We start from the raw sequence: 21,267 nt of genomic DNA, 5'->3' as shown, positions 1-21,267 counted from the left end.
CCGGACGAGGCCGTCCGTATCGAAATGTTCGGACCGTTGCGGGTGGCCGTCAACGGAGATTTCGTCCACCCCGGAAGTCCCCGCCAGCGCGCGCTGCTGACCCGCCTGGTGCTCGCGGCGGGGCAGGTGGTGGCCACCGATCGGCTCATCGAGGACATCTGGTCCGGCTCGCCGCCCGCCAAGGCCGGCGCCGCGCTGCACGTGCACGTCTCCAACCTGCGGCGCATTCTCGAACCGGCCAGGCCGGCGCGGGCACCGGCGCGCGTGCTCGTCTCCGAACCGCCGGGCTATGCCCTGCGGCTCGATCCGGCCGCGGTCGACGTGTGGCGCTTCGAGGCGACGATCGCCGCGGCGCGCGGCAGTGCGCCCGCGGTGGCCCACCGGCTGCTCGGGGCCGCGCTGGCGGGCTGGACCGGTGACCCGTTCGCCCCGTTCGCCGACCGCCCGTGGGTGCTGCCCGAGATCGCGCGGCTGACCGAACTGCGCTGGACCGCGCTCGAACGCCGCGCCGAACTCTCCCTCGACCTCGGCCACCCGCACGAGGCACTGCACGCGCTCGCGCACCACGTCACCGAGCATGCCGAACGGGAGTCGGCGGCTTGTCTGCTGGCGGTCGCGCAGTACCGGGTCGGCAGGCAGCTCGACGCGCTGGCCACCCTGCGCCGGGTGCGCGAGCAGCTGGACCGCGAGTTCGGGGTGCGGCCCGGTCGCGCGGTCGCCGAGCTGGAAACGGCCATCCTCACCCATACCGTCGAGTCGCCACCCGCGGTGCGGCCGGAACCGGTACCGGTGGTGGCGAATCCGGCCGTGGAACCGGTCGGTTACGCCGGTGAACGGGACGCGCTCGCCGGCGAGGCCGACGCGGTCGTGGCCGCGGGCCGGGCCCGGCTGGTGTGGCTCGAGGGCGCGGCCGGAATGGGCAAGACCACGCTCGCGGAATCGATGCTCGACCGGCTCGCGGCGCGGGGCTGGTCGGTGGCCGGGGCGCGCTGTCCGGAGGTCGACGCGGCGCCCGCGGGCTGGGTCTGGCAGCAGATCCTCGGCGAGCTCGGCGGCGACGGCGAGCTCGCCGGGGCGGCGGCGGGGCCGTTCGCGCTGGCCGGCTCGGTGGCGCGGGGCTGCCGGACGGCGCTCGCGCACGGGCCGCTGCTGCTGGTCGTCGAGGATCTGCACCGCGCCGACGACGTCACCCTGCAGATCCTGCGGCAGCTCAGCACCTGGCTGCGCGCCACCCCGGTCCTGCTGATCGTGACGACGCGCGGACAGGCCGGGCCCGCCGTGCACAGCGCGGCCACCGCGCTCGCCCCGGCGATCAGCCGCCGCCTGGCCCTCGACGGCCTCGACGCGGCCGCGGTCGCGCAGGTGGCGCGGCGCGCGGGGCTGACGCCACTGGACCGCGAGACCGCGGAATTCCTGCGTGAGCGCACCGGCGGTAATCCGCTGTTCGTCCGGGAGGTGGCCGACCTGGCCGCCGTCACCGGTGACCTGCGGGCCGTGCCGAGCAGCGTGCGCGAGGTGCTCGCCGAGCGGATCGCCCGCCTGCCCGATGGCGTCGCCGCGCTGCTCGGGCTGGTCGCGGTGTGGGGTGAGGAGATCGACTTCGAGGTGCTGCTCGACTGGTCCGATGCGCCCGAAGCCACCCTCGCCGACCTGGTCGACGCCGCCGCCGCGGCCGGTCTGGTCCGGCTGCGCGGTCGCGGCCGGATCGCCTTCGGGCACGCGCTGATCCGGGACGCGGTCTACCAGGGCCTGCCTGCCCTGCACCGCGTCCGCCTGCACCGCGAGGCGACTGGGCTGCTCGAACGCCGTCTCGGCACCGACACCGACCGGCTGAGCTGGGCCGAACTGGATCTGCTCGCCCATCAGGCCGCCGCGGCGGCCACTACCGCGCCGACCGCCGTGCGCGCCCTGCCGTACGTGCTGGCCGCCGCCCGCGTCCGGGTCGCCAGGGGCGCGCACGCCGACGCCGTTGGGCTGTGGCGCACGGCAGGCGAACTCCACGTGCTGGCCGGTCACGAACGCCCCACCGCGACGCTGGCGGACCGCCTCGCGGCCCTGCGCACCCGCTGTGCCCTGATCACCGCCCTCGGCTACGCGGGCGACGACGAACAGGCGCTCGCGCTGCGTGCCGACGCGCTCGCCCGCGCCCGCGCGCTGCGCGCCGACAACGTCACCCCCGACCCGGTCCGCACGGTCCTGACCTGCTGGCGCGCCCCCACGGTCTGGCGCACCCGCGACTACCGCTTCACCGACGACGCGCTCGTCGCCGAGATCTTCGCCTGCCTCGACGCCGATCCCACCCCCGAACAGCGGATCCGTTTGCTGATCACCGCGGTGTTCGAACTCGAGGCCGACGAGGGCGCGCGGGCCGGGGAATGCTCACGCCGGGCGCTGGCGCTGGCCCGCGACACCGGCGACCCCGAGCTGCTGTGCGCCGCGCTCAATGCCCGCGCGTTCGTCGCCCTCGGACCGGATCTGTGGAGCGAGCGGCGCCCGATCGCGCAGGAACTGGCCGAGGTGGCGGGCGCGGCCGGGCTGGCCGACTACGAGGCGGTGGCGCACTTCCTGCTGTATCTGGTCGAGTGCGGGGTGGGTGAGCTGGTCGCGGCCGCGGACCGGATGGCGCTGGCGATGGCCTGCGCGCCGGGCGGTCAGCTGAGCGCGCTGCTCGGCGCCGAGGACGTGCGCGCGGCGCTGATCATGTACCTGCGCGGTGAGCCGGCGCGCGGTCAGGTCATGCTCGCCGAGCGCAGTGCCCGGATGATGGCCGCGGGTGCCGCCAACGGCGCCGCGATCGACCTGCTCGGCCGGATCATGGCAGCCTGGGCCGAGGGCGACCTCGCCCCGCTGGCGCCCGAACTCGCCCAGCTCTACGCCGTCGCCCCGGCCGCGGGCGCCGATGTCTATCTGCTCGCGCTGCTCGACGCAGGCGAGCGGGAACGGGCCAGCGCCGTGCTGTCGGTGTGCCCGCCGCCGCGCCGCGATTTCCACTGGGGTTCGATGGCCGCGTTCCGGGCCAGGGTCCTGGTCCGGCTGGGGGAGACCGAGCAGGCCGCCGCGCTCTACCGCGAACTGCTGCCGCGCGCGGGCACGATCGTCGGGCTGGATTCCGGCGCGCTGGCCTTCGGCCCGTTCGACGACGTGCTCGCCGAGCTCGCCGAGCTGCTCGGTGACAGCACCGCCGCGGCCGCGCACCGCCGCCGCGCTCACGAGGTGCAGGAACGGTTGTCGGCCGAGCTCAGGGCGCTGGACCGGACCAGGTCGGCGCGGACGGCGACGAGGGTAGGCTGAACCGGCTCGTCCCAGGGCAGTCCCGCACAGCGGGCCCTCCCATCGCGGTGAGGTACGGGACAGCAGTACGCTCGTCTTGTTTGCACCACACGTCCCGCCGACAACGCGGGGCATATACGTTGTCTGTTGGAACAGCTGGGGTCCGCTCACAAGCGTGTTCGCCTGGCCGTGCAATGAGGGCACCATCCTAGGAGGACACGAAGATCCATGTCCAAGATCAAGGTTGAAGGTACCGTCGTAGAACTCGACGGCGACGAGATGACCCGGATCATCTGGCAGTTCATCAAGGACAAGCTGATCCACCCGTATCTCGACGTGAACCTCGAGTACTACGACCTCGGCATCGAGTACCGCGACAAGACAGACGACCAGGTCACCGTCGACGCGGCCAACGCCATCAAGAAGCACGGCGTCGGCGTCAAGTGCGCCACCATCACCCCCGACGAAGCGCGGGTGAAGGAATTCGGTCTCAAGAAGATGTGGCGCTCGCCCAACGGCACCATCCGTAACATTCTGGGTGGCACCATCTTCCGCGCGCCGATCATCATCTCCAACGTGCCACGCCTGGTGCCCGGCTGGACCAAGCCGATCATCATCGGCCGTCACGCCTTCGGCGACCAGTACCGCGCCACCGACTTCAAGGTCTACGAGGCGGGCACCGTCACGCTGACCTTCACCCCGGAGGACGGCAGCGAGCCGATCGTGCACGAGGTCGTGAAGATGCCCGAGGACGGCGGCGTCGTCATGGGTATGTACAACTTCAAGAAGTCCATCGAGGACTTCGCGCGGGCCTCGTTCAACTACGGCCTGCAGCAGAACTACCCGGTGTACCTCTCCACGAAGAACACCATCCTCAAGGCCTACGACGGCATGTTCAAGGACACCTTCCAGGAAGTCTTCGACGCCGAGTTCAAGGCCGAGTTCGACGCGGCGGGCCTGACCTACGAGCACCGCCTGATCGACGACATGGTCGCCTCCTCCATGAAGTGGGAGGGCGGCTACGTCTGGGCGTGCAAGAACTACGACGGCGACGTGCAGTCCGACACCGTGGCCCAGGGCTTCGGCTCGCTGGGCCTGATGACCTCGGTGCTGCTCACCCCGGACGGCAAGACCTGTGAGGCCGAGGCCGCGCACGGCACCGTCACCCGGCACTACCGCCAGCACCAGCAGGGCAAGCCGACCTCGACCAACCCGATCGCGTCGATCTTCGCCTGGACCCGTGGCCTGGAGCACCGGGGCAAGCTGGACAACACCCCCGAGGTGATCGGTTTCGCGCAGGCGCTCGAGGATGTCGTCATCAAGACCGTCGAAGGCGGGCAGATGACCAAGGACCTGGCGCTGCTCGTCGGCGGCGATCAGGGCTACCTGAGCACCGAGGAGTTCCTGGGTGCTCTCGACGCCAACTTGGCTCGCGCGCTGAAGTGATGTGCACAAGTCGCCACCGCTGACCCGCGGTAAGGCACTTCTCGACGAGGGCGTTCGCATCAACATGCGGGCGCCCTTTTGTCGTTCCCGCAGGTGCCGCCCGTCGCACGGCTCGAAACCGACGAGCCGGCGACCCGGAGGAGACCGAACTCACGTCCGACTGGGGTAGCGGTCGGGAACTCGCGGTCGTTGCATCAAGTCGTGACTACTCCCTCCCTGGCTGACCACATCGAGGCGCCACGCACCAGCTGGCATGTCCCCGCGATGCTCGCCTTGGCGCTGGGCGGGTTCGGGATCGGCACCACCGAATTCGTGACCATGGGTCTGCTGCCCGATATCGCGACGGCCTTCGACGTCTCCGAACCGACCGCCGGACACGCCGTCTCCGCGTACGCGCTCGGCGTGGTCGTGGGCGCGCCGCTGATCGCCGCGCTGTGTGCCAGGGTGCCGCGTAAGAAGCTGCTCATCGCGTTGATGGCCGCGTTCACCGTCGGCAATGCCGCGACCGTGCTCGCCCCGAGCTTCGGCACGCTCGTGCTGGCCCGGTTCGTCTCCGGTCTGCCGCACGGCGCCTACTTCGGTGTCGCCTCGCTCGCGGCGGCCACGCTCGCCCCGGCCGGGCAGCGGGCCAAGGCGGTGGCCGCGGTCATGCTCGGGCTGAGTGTGGCCAATGTGATCGGTGTGCCGGGCGCGACCTGGCTCGGCCAGCACCTGGGCTGGCGCGACGCCTATGTCGTGGTCGCGATCATCGGGGTGGCGACGGTGGCCGCGCTGTGGCGGTTCGTGCCCGCGCTGACCGGCATGAAGATCACCAACCCGATGACCGAACTCGGCGCGCTGCGCCGCCCGCAGGTGCTGCTCACCCTCGCTGTCGGCGCGATCGGTTTCGGTGGCATGTTCGCCGTCTACACCTATATCGCCACCACCATGACCGATGTCGCCGGCATGTCCATCGGCGCCGTCCCGATCGTGCTCGCGCTGTTCGGCCTCGGCATGATCGCGGGCAACATCCTCGGCGGCGTGCTGGCCGACCGCGGGGTCGACCGCTCGATCTTCGTCGCCATGATCGCGATGGTCGTCATCCTGGCCGGTTTCGTCCTGGCCGCCCACCACCCCGTCACCGCAGGCATCGGCGCCCTCCTCGTCGGCGCCTCCGGCGCGGCCCTGGCCCCCGGCCTGCAAACCCGCCTGATGGACGTCGCCGCCGACGCCCAAACCCTCGCCGCCGCCCTCAACCACGCCGCCCTCAATATCGCCAACGCCACAGGCGCCTGGCTCGGCGGCCTCGTCATCACCGCCGGCCTCGGCTACACCGCCCCCGCCGCCGTCGGCGCCGCCCTCGCCATCACCGGCGTCCTGCTGTTCACCGCCACCGTCTGGCTGGCCCGCCGCGAGTCACCCAACACGCCGTAACCGATTTCAGCTCGGCTCCGGTGATGTGCCGGTGGTCGGGCGGGCCCAGCCGACGCTGAGCTGGACGGCGCGTTGCCACTGGTCGTATTCCTCGTCACGCACGGCTCGGTCGGCGGCGGGGAGCCATTGGGCGGCGGCGCGCCAATTGCTGCGCAGGCCCTGGAGGTCGGGCCAGAAGCCGACGGCCAGGCCTGCGGCGTAGGCGGCGCCGAGGGAGACGGTTTCGGTGACCAGGGGGCGGGTGACGGGGATGTCGAGGACGTCGGCGATGATCTGCATGAGCAGGTTGTTGGCGGCCATTCCGCCTGCTACGCGCAAGGATTCGGCGCGCAGGCCCGCGTCGGCGTTCATCGCTTCGACCACGTCGCGGGTCTGCCAGGCAGTGGCTTCCAGGACCGCGCGGGCCAGGTGGCCCTTGGTGACATAGGACGTGAGGCCGATGAGCAGGCCGCGGGCGTCGCTGCGCCAGTGCGGGGCGTAGAGGCCGGAGAAGGCGGGGACCAGGTAGCAGCCGCCGTTGTCGTCGACTGTGCCGGCGAGGGTTTCGATTTCGGGGGCGGTGGCGATCAGGCCGATGATGTCGCGCAGCCACTGGACCAGTGCACCGGTGACCGCGATCGGGCCTTCGAGGGCGTAGACCGGGTCGGGGCCGACCTGGTAGCCGATGGTGGTGAGCAACCCGTGCCGGGAACGGACGAGTTCGGCGCCGGTGTTCATCATCAGGAATCCGCCGGTGCCGTAGGTGCATTCGGTCTCGCCGGGCGCGAAGCAGGTCTGGCCGAAGAGGGCGGCGTGCTGGTCGCCGAGCGCGGCGCCGATCCGGACACCGGGCGCGGCGGCACGCGCGGTGCCGAAATCGCCGGTGGAGGCTTCGATGCGGGGGAGCATGGCGCGCGGAATATCGAAGAACCGCAACAGTTCCTCGTCCCACTGCCTGGTCGCCAGATTCATCAGCAGCGTGCGGCCCGCGTTGGTCACATCGGTGACGTGTTCGCCGCCGGTGAGATTCCAGATCAGCCAGGACTCCATCGTCCCGAACAGCACCTCACCCCGTTCGGCCCGCTCGCGCAACCCGTCGACTTCATCGAGCAGCCACCTCAGCCGGGGCGCGGCGAAATAGGTAGCCAGCGGCAACCCGCTCAACTCCGGAATGCGTTCCGCACCAGGTTGTTTCCGGAACTGCTCGACCAATGCCTCGGTGCGGACGTCCTGCCAGACGATCGCCCGCCGCACCGGCACACCGGTGTCGCGATCCCACACCACGGTGGTCTCGCGCTGGTTGGCGATCCCGATCGCCGCCACGTCCCCGACCCCGATCCCGGCATCGCGCAGCGCCGCGGGCACGGTCTTCTCGACTGTCCGCCAGATCTCCAGCGCATCCTGCTCCACCCACCCCGACCTGGGGTAATACTGGCGTTGCGCCCGCTGCGCCAGCCCCGCCAACCGCGCCTGCCGATCGAACACGATGCACCGGCTCGACGTAGTGCCCTGATCAATGGCCAGCACAAAGCGACGCGTCATCGGCCCCTGCTCTCGTCGGCGGTGGAAGACGGTTCGGCCGATGCCGCCTGCCGTGCAGTCCGGTTCACGGTGACACACTGAGGTCGCGGTGCACGGCTCGCGCTGCCGCCCGCACCTGCTCGATCATGGCGGGCCGAACCTGTAAACGGTTGTCGCAGAGCCGATCCACCGGGCCGGTGATGCCGATGGCGGCGACCACCAGCCCGCCTCGCCCTCGGATCGGCGCGGCGATACCAGCTTCCCCGGCACGGAATTCCTCGACCTCACCGGCCCATCCGGCCCGCCGCACCTCGGCGACGACCCGCTCCAGCCCGCCCCGATCGACGATCGTCCGGCGCGTGAACCGCGGCAATGCGACGACTCTCGCCGCCGCTCGGTCCGCTGCCCGCACCTTGCCCGGCGGGGCATCGACCGGCAGCACCGCGCCGAGGGCAGCGGCATCGTATGCCAGCAGCACCTTGCCCAGCGCGGTGGCGTGCGCGGGCAGTATCTCGCCGACGCCGAGCGCCTGCGCACTGTTGTCGGGCCGGAAGACGTGATGGATCACGGCGATCCCGTCCGTCCCCGCCACCGCGATCCGCACCGACTCCCCGGTGCGCGCGGCCAGGGCGTCGGCCCGGTGGATCGCCCGGGATCGCAGCTCGTTCACATCGAGCCGGTCGGTGCTGAGCTCGCTGAGCGCGGTGTCGAGCAGATAGCGGCCGGTCGCGGTGTCCTGGGCGACGAAGCCGACCCCCAGCAGGGTCCGCAGGATGCCGTGCGCGGTGGGTTTGGCCAGGTCGAGGGCGCCGGCGATCTCCCCGACGGCCAGCGGTCCGGGCGCGCGGGCGAGCAGGCGCAGCATCGCGGCGGCGCGTTCGATCGACTGGATCGGGCCAGGCACACCCCGAACCTATCAGGCCGTTCGGCATTGTCGAACGGCAACGATGGCGGCCCCCGATTCCCGTTCCTAGCGTTGATCCGGCAGGGCGGACTCACAGGGGAGTCCGGTGAAAGGAACACGATGAGCCGGTATGTGGGCGCGATCGACCAGGGCACGACGTCGACGCGCTGCATGGTTTTCGACCAGCACGGCAGCGTCGTCGCCCGGCATCAGCTCGAGCACGAGCAGATCATGCCGCGCGCCGGCTGGGTCGAACACAATCCGGACGAGATCTGGGAGCGCACCCGAACCGTCGTCAAAACCGCACTGGCGCAAGCAGATCTGACCGCCGCCGAGCTCGCCGCCATCGGCGTCACCAATCAGCGCGAGACCACCGTGGTCTGGAACCGCCACACCGGACGCCCCTACGGCAACGCCATCGTCTGGCAGGACACCCGCACCGACCGCCTCATCGCCGACCTCGACGCCGCCGGTCACGCCGACCACATCCGCGCCAAGACCGGCCTGCCGCCCGCTCCGTACTTCTCCGGCGGCAAGCTGCGCTGGATCCTCGACTCCGTCCCCGGTGTCCGCGCCGACGCCGAACGCGGTGACGCCCTGTTCGGCACCATGGACACCTGGCTCATCTGGAACCTGACCGGCGGCACCCGCGGCGGCGTGCACGTCACCGACCCCACCAACGCCTCGCGCACCATGCTGATGAACCTGGAGACCCTGGACTGGGACGACGAACTCCTCGCGATCTTCGACATCCCGCGCACCATGCTCCCTGCCATCGCGTCCTCGGCGAACCCGGCCGGCTTCGGCACCACGCACCCCGACGGCCCGTTCAAGGGCGCCGTCCCCATCACCGGCGTGCTCGGCGACCAGCAGGCCGCCGCCGTCGGGCAGGTGTGTTTCCAGCCCGGCGACGCCAAGAACACCTACGGCACCGGCAATTTCCTCATGCTCAACACCGGCACCGAGATCGTGCGCTCCCAGCACGGCCTGCTCACCACCGTCGCCTACCGCTTCGGCGACGACAAACCCGCCTACGCGCTGGAGGGCTCGATCGCCGTCACCGGTTCGGCGGTGCAGTGGCTGCGCGATCAGCTGGGCATCATCGCCGGTGCCGCGCAGGTCGAGGACCTGGCCGAACAGGTCGCCGATTCCGGTGGCGTGTACTTCGTGCCCGCCTTCTCGGGGCTGTTCGCGCCGTACTGGCGGCCCGACGCGCGCGGCGCCGTGGTCGGGCTCTCGCGCTACAGCAACAACGCCCACTTGGCCAGGGCCACACTGGAATCCATCGCCTACCAGACCCGTGACGTGGTCGAGGCCATGCAGCGCGACGCGGGGGTGCGGCTGGCCACGCTGCGGGTCGACGGCGGCGTCACCGTCAACCAGCTGGCCATGCAGATCCAGGCCGATCTGCTCGGCGTGCCGGTCTCGCGGCCGGTCGTCGCCGAGACCACCGCGCTGGGCGCCGCCTACGCCGCCGGGCTCGCGGTCGGCTTCTGGTCCTCGACCGAGGAACTGCTCGACAACTGGGCCGAAGATGTCCGCTGGTATCCCACCTGGTCCGCGGAGCAACGCGAACACGGCTACGCCCGCTGGCGCAAAGCCGTCTCGCGCACGCTCGACTGGGCCGAGATCTGAACTCCACCACCACTTTTCTCCGAGGAGACCACCATGCCTGTACAGCTGGACCGCACCTACCGTGAGCGGGCGGTCGCCGCCCTGGACGCCGACGAGATCGACGTGCTGGTCATCGGCGGCGGGGTGACCGGGGCGGGCGCCGCACTCGACGCGGCCGCGCGCGGCCTGTCCGTAACCCTGGTGGAGGCCCGCGATTTCGCCGCGGGAACCTCGAGCCGTTCGTCGAAACTCATCCACGGCGGCCTGCGCTACCTCGAGCAGATGGACTTCGCGCTGGTCCGGGAGGCGCTCAAAGAGCGTGGGCTGCTGCTGAATACGCTCGCCCCGCATCTGGTACACCCGGTGCCGTTCCTGTTCCCGTTGCAGCACCGGGTGTGGGAACGCGCCTACATCGGCGCGGGTATCGCCCTCTACGACACCCTCGGCGGCGCCCGCACGGTGCCCATGCACAAGCACCTGACCCGCACCGGCGCACTGGAACTCGCGCCCGCGCTGCGTGAGGACGCGATGACCGGCGCCATCCGCTACTACGACGCCCAGGTCGACGACGCCCGCCACACCATGATGATCGCCCGCACCGCCGCCGAACACGGCGCGACGGTGCTCACCCGCACCCAGGTGATCGGCCTGGAACGCGACGGTGAGCGGGTCGCGGGTGCGCGGGTCTTGGACCTGGAAACCGGTCTGACACACACCATCCGGGCCCGCACGGTGATCAGCGCGACCGGCGTGTGGACCGACGACATGATCAAGCTGACCGGCGTCGACTTCCCGTTCCACGTGCGCATGTCCAAGGGCGTGCACATCCTGGTGCCGCGCGAGCGCCTCGACCTGCGCACCGGCCTGATCATGCGCACCGAGAAGTCGGTCCTGTTCGTCATCCCGTGGGCCGAGCACTGGATCATCGGCACCACCGACACCGACTGGGCGCTGGACAAGAACCACCCCACCGCGACGGCCGCCGATGTGCGCTACATCCTCGACCACGTCAACGCACTGCTGCGCGAGCCGCTGACCAGGGCCGATATCGTCGGCACCTATGCGGGCCTGCGCCCGCTGATGACCGGCGCGTCCAAGGAGACCGCGAAACTCTCGCGCGAGCACGCTGTCGCCGAACCGGCGCCCGGCCTGTTCGTGATCGCCGGCGGCAAATACACCACCTACCGGGTGATGGCCGCCGATGTGGTCGACGCCGTCGCCGCCCGGCTCGGCGGTGACATCCCCGCCTCGACCACCGCGCAGCTGCCGATCCTCGGCGCGGCCGGGTACGCCGAAATGGTCGCCGACACAACGGCACTGGCGCAGTCGACCGGGCTGTCCGCCGAGGTCGTCGCACACCTGCTCGGCCGCTACGGCTCGCTGATCACCGACCTCTTCGCTCTCATCGACGCCGATCCCACACTGCGCGAACCGCTTCCGGGCGCACCCGACCATCTCGCCGCGGAGATCGTCTACGCCGTCACCCACGAGGGCGCCCTGCACCTCGACGACATCCTCACCCGACGCACCCGCATCTCCATCGAGGTCCCCGATCGCGGTCTGGCCGCCGCGCCCGACGTCGCCCGCCTGGTCGCCCCGCTGCTCGGCTGGTCCGTCGAGACGACCGACGCCGAGATCAACCGCTACTACGACCGGGTGCACGCCGAACTCGCCGCCAACGAAGCCGACGACGACGCCACAGCCAACGACGCCCGGCTGGCGGTCGCGCGCTGATCACCCGCGAAGGCCCGAGCGCATCCAGCACCACCCGACCCGCGGCTCGGTCGCGGGAAGACGGGTGGTCCGGATTTACCTACCGACCTGCATGTAAGCAGTAGGATCGGCCGATGACCGGCACCGCGAAACCGCCCCGGCGCACACAGGGGCAGCGCAGCAGCGCGATGCGGGCACGTCTGCTGGATGCGACCATCGACTGCCTCGTCGACTACGGCTACGCGGGCACCACCACGCCACGGGTCGCCGAACGCGCCGGTGTCACCCGTGGCGCGCAGCTGCACCACTTCGGCGCCAAGCACGACCTGGTGGTCGCCGCGATCAACCACCTGGCGCAGCGGCGGGTGACGGCCGCGCTGAGCGAGGTGACGCAGGTCAGGGCGGGCGCCGATCCGGTCGGCGCCGCCCTCGAATTCCTGTGGGACCTGCATCAGGGACCGCTGTTCGTGGCGACGGTCGAACTGTGGGTGGCGGGTCGCACCGATCCCGCACTGGCCGCCGCCATGGCCGAGGTCGAACCGCTGGTCAACAATGCCGTGCTGCGGGCGGTCACCGAACTGATCCCGGAAGACCCGCGCCGCAAGAGAGTTCGCGATTTCGTCTACACCGCCATGGACGCCCTGCGCGGCATCCTGCTCGCCGACTTCGTCGCCCCCGACCCGGACCGCGCCCGCCGCCGCTGGGCCCGCGCGGCCACCGCGCTGCGCGCCTCGGCGACCACCGCTGTCGGCAGTTCGGGTCGGTAGGTCTCCGCGAGCGCTGACCGCCTGCTCGACTTCCTCCGGGATTGTCGATCGGTTTCGCCGGCCGGTCGTGATGGTTAGCGTGAACCCATGCAGTCGCACATCGAGCCCCCACGGGCACCGGCGCCGGATGTGGCGTCGTGAGCCGGGGCACCATTCTGATCACCGGCGCGAGCTCCGGCCTCGGCGCGGAGATGGCCCGCCAGTTCGCCGCCCTCGGCTATGACCTGGGCATCTGTGCCCGCCGCACCGAACGCCTCGACGAGCTGCGCGCCGAGATCCGCGCCGCGCTTCCCGACCGGGTCGTGTCGGTCAAGCAGCTCGACGTCACCGACGACGACGCCGTGTTCACCGTCTTCGACGAATACGCCGCGGAGTTCGGCACCGTCGACCGGGTGATCGTGAACGCGGGCCTGGGCAAGGGCGCACCACTGGGCACCGGCCGCTTCGACGCCAACCGCCAGACCGTGCTGGTGAACTTCCTCGCCGCCCTCGCCCAGTCGGAAGCGGCGATGAAACTCTTCCGCGCCCAGGGCCGCGGCCACCTGGTGATGATCTCGTCGATGTCGGCCGTGCGCGGCATGCCCAAGACCCTCACCACCTACGCCGCCACCAAGGCGGGCGTGGCCGCCCTCGCCGAGGGCCTGCGCACCGAAGACATTGCCGGCGTCGACATCTCGGTGATCTACCCCGGCTACATCCGCTCGGAGATGAATGATCGGGTCAAACATCAGCCGAAGTTCATCGTCGACACCGATGTCGGCGTGCGCGCCATGGTCGCCGCCATCGAGAAGCGCCGCACCAAGGCCTACGTCCCCGCCTGGCCCTGGATCCCCCTGGGCTTCGCCCTGCGCACCCTGCCCCTGCCCGTGGTCCGCAAACTGATCTGACCTCTACTCGTCGCGGAGTACTCCGGGATTGAGAAATAGCCGCTGCCGTATCAACTGACGATCTGCGGCGGGCACCCGAGCGAGCTCTGCCGCGTCGTCGAAACAGGTGTTCACTGTGTCGATGATGTTGTCGACGATCGCACGTGCCTCGCGGGTGCCCACACCGTATACGTTCGAGGTTCGGATGAGCGCAGCGAAGCTGGACCAGCGCTCGCCGGACCTTCCGTATGCCATCGCCTGGTACGCGGTCTCGCCGGACCGGTTGCCCGGCGCTAGGTCGTAGGCCGGTGTCAGCCGCAGATGTGTTCCGTTCCAGAACGCAGCATGATTGCGTGCGTGGTCATCGGAATTCGAGATGGCCATGTTGAAAGCGATCCGTTCGAACAGCTGACGCCCTGGGTTCGCCGTGAGATCGCCGTACCGCCGAAGGACATCGAGAATGTCGGGGTAGGTGACATACCGCGCGAGCATTTCGTCCTGAGCTGCCAGCGTCAGACCGGAGACGACGTGCCGACGGAATTCTCCATCGCGATCGAACCTTCGCACAAGCAGGACATCCTTGCCGAGTGACCGCACTACCTGGGTATCGGCGACATCGATCCTGGCACGTCGTGCCAGGTCCATCGCCATCGCCTCCGCGTTGACAACTTTGAAGACTCGATCGCTCGTCGATGAGAATTTGGCGATGTACTCGACACCATCGGTATCGACGACAGTCGCCTTGGGCCGCGCTCCACCGATACTGGTCCCGTGCACGAGCGCCCTTTCGAGTGCCGGGCTGAGATCGTGGCCCGCTTCCAGGAGCTCGGCCGCTCGATGGAGCTCATCGAGCGGGGCATGATCGATGCGCGGGAGGTACTCGGTGGCGTCGGCTTGGAAGTCGATCGCGCCGAGACGATTCGAGCCGGAGGCGAGCATGTAGTCGATCTCGGTGAGTGACGACGGCGCCACCCCCAGCCGGTCCTCGATGACGCTGCGTCCCCAGCCGTCGGGACTTCCGTCACGCAACGCACCGGCCAGCCGGAGTCCGTCGGCTGGTTCCAGCCACCCCCGCCGTAGCGGAAGCTCCGGTTCATAAAGGCTGATCGCTTCTGGTCGCGCCGTGTAGGACGCGGCATAGTAGAAGCCGAGAATGTCTCCCCGCTCCTCGATCGCGCCGGCGACCACAGGAGTCGGTGAATCGGGGAGCCAGGTCCATACGTATACGCGATCAGAAGTCATCGTCGGGTTCGCTCGTTCGAGGGTGATAGACCCGGGCGGGGAGCAGCGCCAGTGTTTCCTCGCCCAGGCGCCGACGACGAGCGAGCTCCGCACGGTCGCCTATTCCGAAAATGGGCACGCCGACCAGATCGGCGACATTGAAGACTGTCCCCACGGCGGTACCGGCGGCGCCCGCCTCGATCTTGCTGATCGTGGCCGGGGAGACATCCGCACGGCGTGCGAGCTCCTCGGCGGTCCAGCCGCGTGTCGCCCGTGCCTGGCGGACCAGCTGGCCGAGCACGACGAGGGCATCGGTAACGACCGGTCTGTGTACCACCCGCCGCTTCATCGCCTCCTCCTTAAAATGTGGCCAGAATGCTTCTAGCAATACTTTAAGGAGTATATCCTGCGCAAACCCGCTCCCGTGGTCCGTACACCGATCCGAACATGTCGAAGGCCGTGCCCACCGGCACGGCCTTCGACGTGGTTCTCAGTGCTGGCGGGGGAGGAGGTGTGTGCCGTCCTTGTCGGTCGAGAGGGCCAGCGAGCTGATGTACTGGATCTCGCCCTCGGGGCCCGGCACCGCCGAGGCGATCATGTCCGGGCGCTCGAACTCCAGCCCGGTGACATGGCAGGTCAGCAGGTCACCCGACGGGTTGCCGTGCTCGTCGAACATCGGCGCCTCGATGCCGTCGTCGACGCGGCGCAGGTAGTACTTGCCCTTGGTCAGCACCGCCGTCGCCGGGGTAGCCACGAAGGCGACCAGCACCGCGACCAGCGGCGAATACGGCTTGAGCAGTTCACCGAACAGGCCGAAGAAGGTCATGATCGACAGCACCGCCGACAGGCCGAAGCCGACCAGGCCGACCGGGTTGAAGTCGTAGAGCATGCCCCGGCGGAACTCCGGCACCTTCGGCGAGATCTTCAGCAGGTACTTGTTCACCGCGATATCGGTGGCCACGGTGACGATCCAGGCGATGCCGCAGTTGGCGTAGAAGCCCAGGATGTTGTTGAGGAAGTCGAACATGTTCGCTTCCATCAGCACCAGCGCCACACCCAGGTTGACCACCAGGAACACCAGCCGGCCCGGGTAGGTCTTGGTGACGCGGGTGTAGGAGTTGGTCCAGGCCAGCGAGCCCGAGTAGGCGTTGGTGACATTGATCTTCACCTGGCTGATCACCACCAGCACCACTGCGAGGGTCATCGCCAGCCAGCCCGGCACCATATCGCGGTAGATCTCCAGGAACTGGTGCACCGGCTGGTTCGCGATGCCCTGGGCGGCGGGCAGATTGGCGATCAGGTAGACCGCCAGGAACAGGCCGACGACCTGCTTGGCCGCGCCGAACAGCACCCAGCCCGGACCGGCCAGCAGCATCCAGCCCCACCACTTGCGGGCATTGTCCGGGGTGCGCGGCGGCATGAACCGCAGGTAGTCGATCTGCTCGGCGATCTGGGCGATCAGCGACAGGCACACACCGGCGGCCAGCAGCGCGCCGGACACGCTCACGCCCTGCCCGTCGGTGCCGCCGTAGGCGAAGAACGCGCCGACCGAGTCGGGGTGGCGCACCAGCAGGAACCCGAACGGCGCCACCATCAGCAGCAGCCACAGCGGGGTGGTCCACACCTGCAGTTTGGCCAGCGTGTTCATGCCGTAGATGACCAGCGGGAAGATGATCACCGTGGACGCCAGATAGCCCAGCCACAACGGAATTCCGAGGCCTAATTCCAGGCCTTGGGCCATGATCGAGCCTTCGAGCGCGAAGAAGATGAAGGTGAACGAGGCGAACACGATATTGGTGATCACCGAACCGTAGTAACCGAATCCGCTACCGCGCGTGATCAGATCGAGATCGATGTTGTAGCGCGCCGCGTAATAGGCGAGCGGGAATCCGGTGAGCATCACGACGACGGCGAAGATACCGATGCCGATCAGCGCGTTTCCGGTGCCGTGCGCGATGCCGATATTCGCGCCGATGGCGAAATCGGCGAGGTAGGCGATGCCGCCGAGGGCCGAGATTCCGACGACCGCCGGGCTCCATTTCCGGTAGCTCCGCGGAGCGAAACGTAGCGTGTAGTCCTCGAGTGTTTCTTTGGCGGCGGTATCCGCTCCGGCCATCTGTCTCTCCCTCATCCGTGCATCGCCGAATTCGGCGACTCACAGACGGTCGTGCATGGATGTAGACACCAATTTTCCGAATCGTTACGTCGCGGTTACGCGCCGCGATGGTGACCGGGGTCACGAAAACGGCCGCGAAGATACATGCACATCGGTATGTTTGTGCGCAGAGTGCGACGAGCGTCAGGAGACGACGATGTTCGAATGGTCCGAGACCGATCTGATGATCCGCGATGCCGTGCGGGCCTTCATCGACAAGGAGGTCCGGCCGAACCTGGACGCGCTCGACAGCGGGGAACTGCTGCCGTATCCGATCCTGCGAAAGCTGTTCAGCCAGTTCGGGATCGATGCGATGGGTGAGGAAGCGGTCAGCAAGATGCTGGCCAAGGAGGCGGCCGGGCCGGGGTCCGGTGGCGCGAAGTCCGGCGGCAGCCCGTTCGGCGGGCAGCAGTCGATGATGGCGGTGCTGATCAGCGAATTATCCGGTGTCTGTATGGGTTTGGTGTCCGCGCTCGGGGTGAGTATCGGGCTCGGCGCCACCACCATCATGTCGCGTGGCACCCTGGCGCAGAAGCAGCGCTGGCTCGCCGACATCGTCACCTTGCGCAAGGTGGCCTCCTGGGCCATCACCGAACCCGACTCCGGCTCGGATGCCTTCGGCGGCATGAAGACTCGCGTCGAACGCGACGGCGACGACTACATCCTCAACGGCCAGAAGACCTTCATCACCAACGGCCCGTGCGCCGATGTCATGCTCGTCTACGCCAAGCTCGACGAGGGCTCCTCCTCGTCTGCCGCCGACAAACGCGACCGCAAGGTGCTCACCTTCGTGCTGGACAAGGGCATGGAAGGGCTCACCCAGGGCAAACCGTTCAAGAAGATGGGCCTGCACTCCTCACCGACAGGCGAGCTGTTCTTCGACAATGTCCGGCTCGGCCGCGACCGGCTGCTCGGCGAGACCGAGGACCATCGCGGCGGCGACGGCCGCGAGAGCGCCAGGGCCAGTTTCACCGCCGAACGGATCGGCGTCGGGTTCATGGCGCTGGGCGTGATCGACGAATGTCACCGGCTCTGTGTGGATTACGCGCGCAACCGCACGCTGTGGGGCCAGGAGATCGGGCGCTTCCAGCTGGTGCAGCTCAAGCTGGCCAAGATGGAGATCGCCCGGATCAATGTGCAGAACATGGTGTTCAACGTGCTCGAGCGCGGCAAGGCGGGCAAACCGCCGAGCCTGGCCGAGGCCTCGGCGATGAAGCTGTACTGCTCCGAGGCCGCCACCGAGGTGGCGATGGAGGCGGTGCAGCTGTTCGGCGGCAACGGCTACATGAGCGAGTACCGCGTCGAGCAGCTGGCCCGCGACGCCAAGTCGCTGATGATCTACGCGGGCAGCAACGAGATCCAGGTGACCCACATCGCCAAGGGACTGCTCGGCAAGTAGGGCAGGCGGGCCCGGCGCGGTGCCGGGCCCGCTCAGACCGCGCGCAGGTGGTTGCGGCTGGCGTAGATGTGCTCGGCGATCAGTGTCGCGATCCGGTCCGGTGCCTCCAGCATCGGCACGTGCCCCACCCCGTGCACCACGATGCGATCCGCGGAATCGGGGAGTTCGCGCAGGTAGCGGGTGGCGTAGACCCGGTTGGGGATGATCCGGTCGTATTCGGCGAGCAGCAGGCGCACCGGGGTGGTCAGCTCGCCGAGGTCGTCCATGGCAGGCGCGCGCAGGCTGCCCAGCAGCATCGGCACGATCACCTCGCAATGTAGCGCCGCGGCCACCAGGGCGGCCAGGTCGCGCCGGGGCACCGCGCTGATGTGCTTGCTGACCAGCAACGCGGATACCTGCTGCACCACCGGATTGCTGATCGCCAGGTCGCCGAGCAGCCTGCCGATCTGGATGAACGGGATCAGCGAGGCGAACTTCGCGCCCACACGCATCGCCGTGAGCGAGGGCGTCGTCCACCCGCCGGCCGGTGCGATGGCGGTGAGCGTGCGCGCCCTGCCACGTCGCGCCAGCTCAAGTCCCACCCAGCCGCCGAGCGAATTACCCGCGATATGACAAGTGCGCCAACCTAATTCGTCGAGCTGATTCTCGATCTGATCGGCCAGCGCGTACACATCCAGCGACCATCCCTCGACCTCGGGCCCACCCCAGTGCCCCGCGAAGGCGGGCGCGTACACCTCGCAGTTCGCCGCCATCCGCCGCGCCACCTCTTCCCAGCAGTGCGGCGACAACATGAACCCGTGCAGCAACAGCACCGGGTCGCCGGACCCCAGGTGCAGTGCGGCCACGGGCGCGGGGCGAGCGGTGTTCTTGGCGGTGCGTGACATCATCGTCATTCACCCCTTCCTGGACGGCGGTGTCCGGGGAGCGCTTCTTCTTCCTCGATGCTAGCGCGGGAACGGCCGCTGACCGGCCCGGACGGCGCACAGCGTTATCGTTTCCGGGTGACTACCGACTACGCCTCCTACTGCACGCTCTCGACAGTGAACGTGAACGGCGTGCGTGCCGCGGCGACCAAGGGAATGCTGGCCTGGCTCGCGGCGACCGAGGCCGACATCGTGTGCCTGCAGGAGACCCGCGCCACCGACGCCCAGACCGCGGCTGCGCTGGCCCCAGCACTCGAGGCCGGCTGGGTGCTCTCGCATGCCGAACCGGAGTCCAAGGGCAGGGCAGGCGTCGGGATCCTCTCGCGCCGCACACCCGATGCCGTGCGGATCGGCTTCGGCAGCAGCGAGTTCGCCGCGTCGGGCCGCTACATCGAGGCCGACTTCGGTGAGGTCACCGCGGCCAGCGTGTACGTGCACTCCGGCGAGGAGAACACGCCCAAACAGGACGAGAAATACCGCTTCATGGCCGAACTCGGCACCTACCTGAAGACCCGCACCGGCCAGTTCGTGGTGAGCGGCGACTGGAACATCGCCCCCGCCGAGGTAGACCTGAAGAACTGGAAGGCCAACCAGAAGTCAGCCGGCTTCCTCCCCGAGGAACGAGCCTGGATCGCCGACCTCCTCGCCGCCGGCTACGTCGACGTGGTCCGCACCCTGCACCCCGACATCGCGGGCCCCTACAGCTGGTGGTCCTACCGCGGCCGCGCCTACGACAACGACGCCGGCTGGAGAATCGATTACCAGCTCGCCCTCGGCAACCTGACCACCCGCGCCAAAGAAGCCGTCGTGGAACGCGCCGCCACCTACGACCAGCGCTGGTCCGACCACGCCCCGGTCACCGTCCAATACCGCTGACACCCGCGCGTCCGCCGGTCATCCGGTCGGGGCCTGCGGGCCATGTGGAAGTAGCCAGGCACGGTGAGATAGCTTGTGGCTATGGCTGATTCGCCGCGCACGATCGACAAACCGGCCAATGCCGCGGCTTTCGCGCGGCCGCTCGTCGAAGCGGTCGCGCCGACTCTGGTGTCCAGGATCAACTGGCACGATCTCACCCGCGAATCGGTCACGTTCGTGTCCAAACACCTGGCGCACACCGAGAGCGATGTCCTCTTCCGCACGACCCTGACCTGCGGCCGCCGGGCATACGTGTACGTCCTGTACGAACATCAGTCCACCTCGGAAAAGCTGATGGCGTTGCGGGTGCTCGAGTATGTGGTGTCGATCTGGAAACACGACCGAAAGTCCGATCCCGACGCCGGTGACACGTTGCCGTTCATCCTGCCGATCGTCACCTACGCCAGCCCGAAGAGCAGTCCGTGGACCGCGAGCACTCAGCTGGCGGACCTCGTCGCCGTCGACGACGATCTCCGCACCGAACTCGACCCGTATATTCCGCGCCTGAGCTACTTGCTCAACGACCTGACCGCCACTCCGCTGGAGGAGGTGGTCGCCCGCCCCGGTACGGGGGCGACGCGTCTGCTGCAGATCATGCTCAAGATCGCGCCCGGCAATGAGCGTCTGCATGTGGAGCTACGGGTGGTGGAGCAGGACCTCAGGGAGCTGGACGCCGATGAATTCGCCGCGTTCCTGACGTACATTCTAAGTGTGGGTGAAACCACCGACCGTGACCTGCAAACCCTGGTCGACGACCTCGGACCGGAAGCGAAGGAGACATTCATGACCACCGCGAGTCGACTCCGCGCCGAGGGCCGTGTCGAGGGGCGTGTCGAAGGCCGCGTCGAGGGCCGTGCCGAAGGTCAGGTCAAAGTTCTGCTGCAGCTGATGGCTGAGAAGTTCGGGCCGGTCCCGGCTCAGGTTGCTGACGTACTTCGTTCAGCGAGTCAGGATCAGCTCAACACGTGGATCGGTCGGCTGCTGTCGGCCGAGACCTTGGACGATCTCGGTATCGCCTGACCGTGCGCCTTGTCGCACGCGCGCTGGGTGCGGACCCTGTCCAGAGCCCTGCGTGTCAGGGTGAGTTGAGTCCACCGGCACTCAGCAAATCCAGCCCGACGCAGGGCGAGATCGGACCTACTCCACGATGACGACGACCAC

General features: G+C 68.9%; 16 protein-coding genes. 10 read left to right on the top strand and 6 right to left on the bottom strand.

Translation table 11 applies throughout. The features are described from left to right. Window positions 1-24: 24 nt before the first annotated feature. From ACFXK0_RS20855 to ACFXK0_RS20845, 3 genes are all read left to right on the top strand, one after another. Complete coding sequence (locus tag ACFXK0_RS20855; RefSeq protein ID WP_379412181.1) at window positions 25-3,291, top strand: BTAD domain-containing putative transcriptional regulator; 3,267 nt, start codon at window positions 25-27, stop codon at window positions 3,289-3,291. Between the two features lie 207 nt (window positions 3,292-3,498). Further along, a complete protein-coding gene (locus ACFXK0_RS20850) occupies window positions 3,499-4,716 on the top strand; it encodes an NADP-dependent isocitrate dehydrogenase (protein ID WP_379412180.1) in 1,218 nt (405 codons plus the stop codon). A 264-nt stretch (window positions 4,717-4,980) separates the two neighbouring features. Then, window positions 4,981-6,129, top strand: coding sequence for an MFS transporter (locus tag ACFXK0_RS20845; protein ID WP_379412334.1), 1,149 nt, complete (start codon window positions 4,981-4,983; stop codon window positions 6,127-6,129). A 6-nt stretch (window positions 6,130-6,135) separates the two neighbouring features. On the opposite strand, the gene glpK (ACFXK0_RS20840) is transcribed toward ACFXK0_RS20845, so the two are convergent. Continuing rightward, window positions 6,136-7,650, bottom strand: coding sequence for a glycerol kinase GlpK (gene glpK, locus ACFXK0_RS20840; RefSeq protein ID WP_379412179.1), 1,515 nt, complete (start codon window positions 7,648-7,650; stop codon window positions 6,136-6,138). Between the two features lie 64 nt (window positions 7,651-7,714). Next, complete coding sequence (locus ACFXK0_RS20835; protein WP_379412178.1) at window positions 7,715-8,533, bottom strand: IclR family transcriptional regulator; 819 nt, start codon at window positions 8,531-8,533, stop codon at window positions 7,715-7,717. 120 nt (window positions 8,534-8,653) lie between these two features. On the opposite strand from ACFXK0_RS20835, the gene glpK (ACFXK0_RS20830) reads away from it, so the two are divergent. From glpK (ACFXK0_RS20830) to ACFXK0_RS20815, 4 genes are all read left to right on the top strand, one after another. Next, window positions 8,654-10,168, top strand: coding sequence for a glycerol kinase GlpK (gene glpK, locus ACFXK0_RS20830; protein WP_379412177.1), 1,515 nt, complete (start codon window positions 8,654-8,656; stop codon window positions 10,166-10,168). A 33-nt stretch (window positions 10,169-10,201) separates the two neighbouring features. After that, a complete protein-coding gene (glpD, locus tag ACFXK0_RS20825) occupies window positions 10,202-11,881 on the top strand; it encodes a glycerol-3-phosphate dehydrogenase (RefSeq protein ID WP_379412176.1) in 1,680 nt (559 codons plus the stop codon). Window positions 11,882-11,994: 113 nt separating this feature from the next. Next, window positions 11,995-12,627, top strand: a complete 633-nt coding sequence (locus ACFXK0_RS20820; protein ID WP_379412175.1) for a TetR/AcrR family transcriptional regulator — start codon at window positions 11,995-11,997, stop codon at window positions 12,625-12,627. Between the two features lie 137 nt (window positions 12,628-12,764). Next, complete coding sequence (locus ACFXK0_RS20815) at window positions 12,765-13,514, top strand: SDR family oxidoreductase (protein ID WP_379412174.1); 750 nt, start codon at window positions 12,765-12,767, stop codon at window positions 13,512-13,514. A 3-nt stretch (window positions 13,515-13,517) separates the two neighbouring features. Here ACFXK0_RS20815 and ACFXK0_RS20810 read toward each other — a convergent pair whose 3' ends face one another. The 3 genes from ACFXK0_RS20810 to ACFXK0_RS20800 form a co-directional block, all read right to left on the bottom strand. Further along, window positions 13,518-14,735: a type II toxin-antitoxin system HipA family toxin gene (locus ACFXK0_RS20810; RefSeq protein ID WP_379412173.1), complete on the bottom strand. Its 1,218-nt coding sequence runs from the start codon at window positions 14,733-14,735 to the stop codon at window positions 13,518-13,520. Next, window positions 14,725-15,063: a helix-turn-helix transcriptional regulator gene (locus ACFXK0_RS20805; RefSeq protein ID WP_379412172.1), complete on the bottom strand. Its 339-nt coding sequence runs from the start codon at window positions 15,061-15,063 to the stop codon at window positions 14,725-14,727. Before ACFXK0_RS20805 ends, ACFXK0_RS20810 begins: the two co-directional genes overlap by 11 nt. A gap of 141 nt (window positions 15,064-15,204) precedes the next feature. Further along, on the bottom strand, window positions 15,205-16,830 hold the full coding sequence (locus ACFXK0_RS20800) for a purine-cytosine permease family protein (protein ID WP_379412171.1): 1,626 nt from the start codon (window positions 16,828-16,830) through the stop codon (window positions 15,205-15,207). 196 nt (window positions 16,831-17,026) lie between these two features. Between ACFXK0_RS20800 and ACFXK0_RS20795 the strand changes: the two genes are divergently transcribed. Continuing rightward, window positions 17,027-18,268 (top strand): acyl-CoA dehydrogenase family protein, encoded by a 1,242-nt coding sequence (locus ACFXK0_RS20795; RefSeq protein ID WP_379412170.1) that lies wholly within the window; start codon window positions 17,027-17,029, stop codon window positions 18,266-18,268. Between the two features lie 32 nt (window positions 18,269-18,300). On the opposite strand, the gene ACFXK0_RS20790 is transcribed toward ACFXK0_RS20795, so the two are convergent. Next, on the bottom strand, window positions 18,301-19,161 hold the full coding sequence (locus ACFXK0_RS20790; protein WP_379412169.1) for an alpha/beta fold hydrolase: 861 nt from the start codon (window positions 19,159-19,161) through the stop codon (window positions 18,301-18,303). Between the two features lie 108 nt (window positions 19,162-19,269). On the opposite strand from ACFXK0_RS20790, the gene ACFXK0_RS20785 reads away from it, so the two are divergent. Next, window positions 19,270-20,067 (top strand): exodeoxyribonuclease III, encoded by a 798-nt coding sequence (locus ACFXK0_RS20785; protein ID WP_379412168.1) that lies wholly within the window; start codon window positions 19,270-19,272, stop codon window positions 20,065-20,067. Window positions 20,068-20,148: 81 nt separating this feature from the next. Then, window positions 20,149-21,126, top strand: a complete 978-nt coding sequence (locus tag ACFXK0_RS20780) for an Rpn family recombination-promoting nuclease/putative transposase (RefSeq protein WP_379412167.1) — start codon at window positions 20,149-20,151, stop codon at window positions 21,124-21,126. Window positions 21,127-21,267 lie beyond the last annotated feature (141 nt).

This window comes from Nocardia sp. NPDC059177, assembly GCF_042755165.1.
In the GTDB taxonomy this organism is placed as follows: Bacteria; Actinomycetota; Actinomycetes; order Mycobacteriales; family Mycobacteriaceae; genus Nocardia.
The sequence above is the reverse complement of the archived record's forward strand: the minus strand, read 5'-3'. Positions and strand labels throughout refer to the sequence as shown.

Coding starts and splice junctions, on each gene's coding strand:
- ACFXK0_RS20855 (WP_379412181.1), top strand. CDS start 25: ATGTTCGGACCGTTGCGGGTGGCCGTCAACGGAGATTTCGTCCACCCC.
- ACFXK0_RS20850 (WP_379412180.1), top strand. CDS start 3,499: ATGTCCAAGATCAAGGTTGAAGGTACCGTCGTAGAACTCGACGGCGAC.
- ACFXK0_RS20845 (WP_379412334.1), top strand. CDS start 4,981: ATGCTCGCCTTGGCGCTGGGCGGGTTCGGGATCGGCACCACCGAATTC.
- glpK (WP_379412179.1), bottom strand. CDS start 7,650: ATGACGCGTCGCTTTGTGCTGGCCATTGATCAGGGCACTACGTCGAGC.
- glpK (WP_379412177.1), top strand. CDS start 8,654: ATGAGCCGGTATGTGGGCGCGATCGACCAGGGCACGACGTCGACGCGC.
- glpD (WP_379412176.1), top strand. CDS start 10,202: ATGCCTGTACAGCTGGACCGCACCTACCGTGAGCGGGCGGTCGCCGCC.
- ACFXK0_RS20820 (WP_379412175.1), top strand. CDS start 11,995: ATGACCGGCACCGCGAAACCGCCCCGGCGCACACAGGGGCAGCGCAGC.
- ACFXK0_RS20810 (WP_379412173.1), bottom strand. CDS start 14,735: ATGACTTCTGATCGCGTATACGTATGGACCTGGCTCCCCGATTCACCG.
- ACFXK0_RS20805 (WP_379412172.1), bottom strand. CDS start 15,063: ATGAAGCGGCGGGTGGTACACAGACCGGTCGTTACCGATGCCCTCGTC.
- ACFXK0_RS20800 (WP_379412171.1), bottom strand. CDS start 16,830: ATGGCCGGAGCGGATACCGCCGCCAAAGAAACACTCGAGGACTACACG.
- ACFXK0_RS20795 (WP_379412170.1), top strand. CDS start 17,027: ATGTTCGAATGGTCCGAGACCGATCTGATGATCCGCGATGCCGTGCGG.
- ACFXK0_RS20790 (WP_379412169.1), bottom strand. CDS start 19,161: ATGACGATGATGTCACGCACCGCCAAGAACACCGCTCGCCCCGCGCCC.
- ACFXK0_RS20780 (WP_379412167.1), top strand. CDS start 20,149: ATGGCTGATTCGCCGCGCACGATCGACAAACCGGCCAATGCCGCGGCT.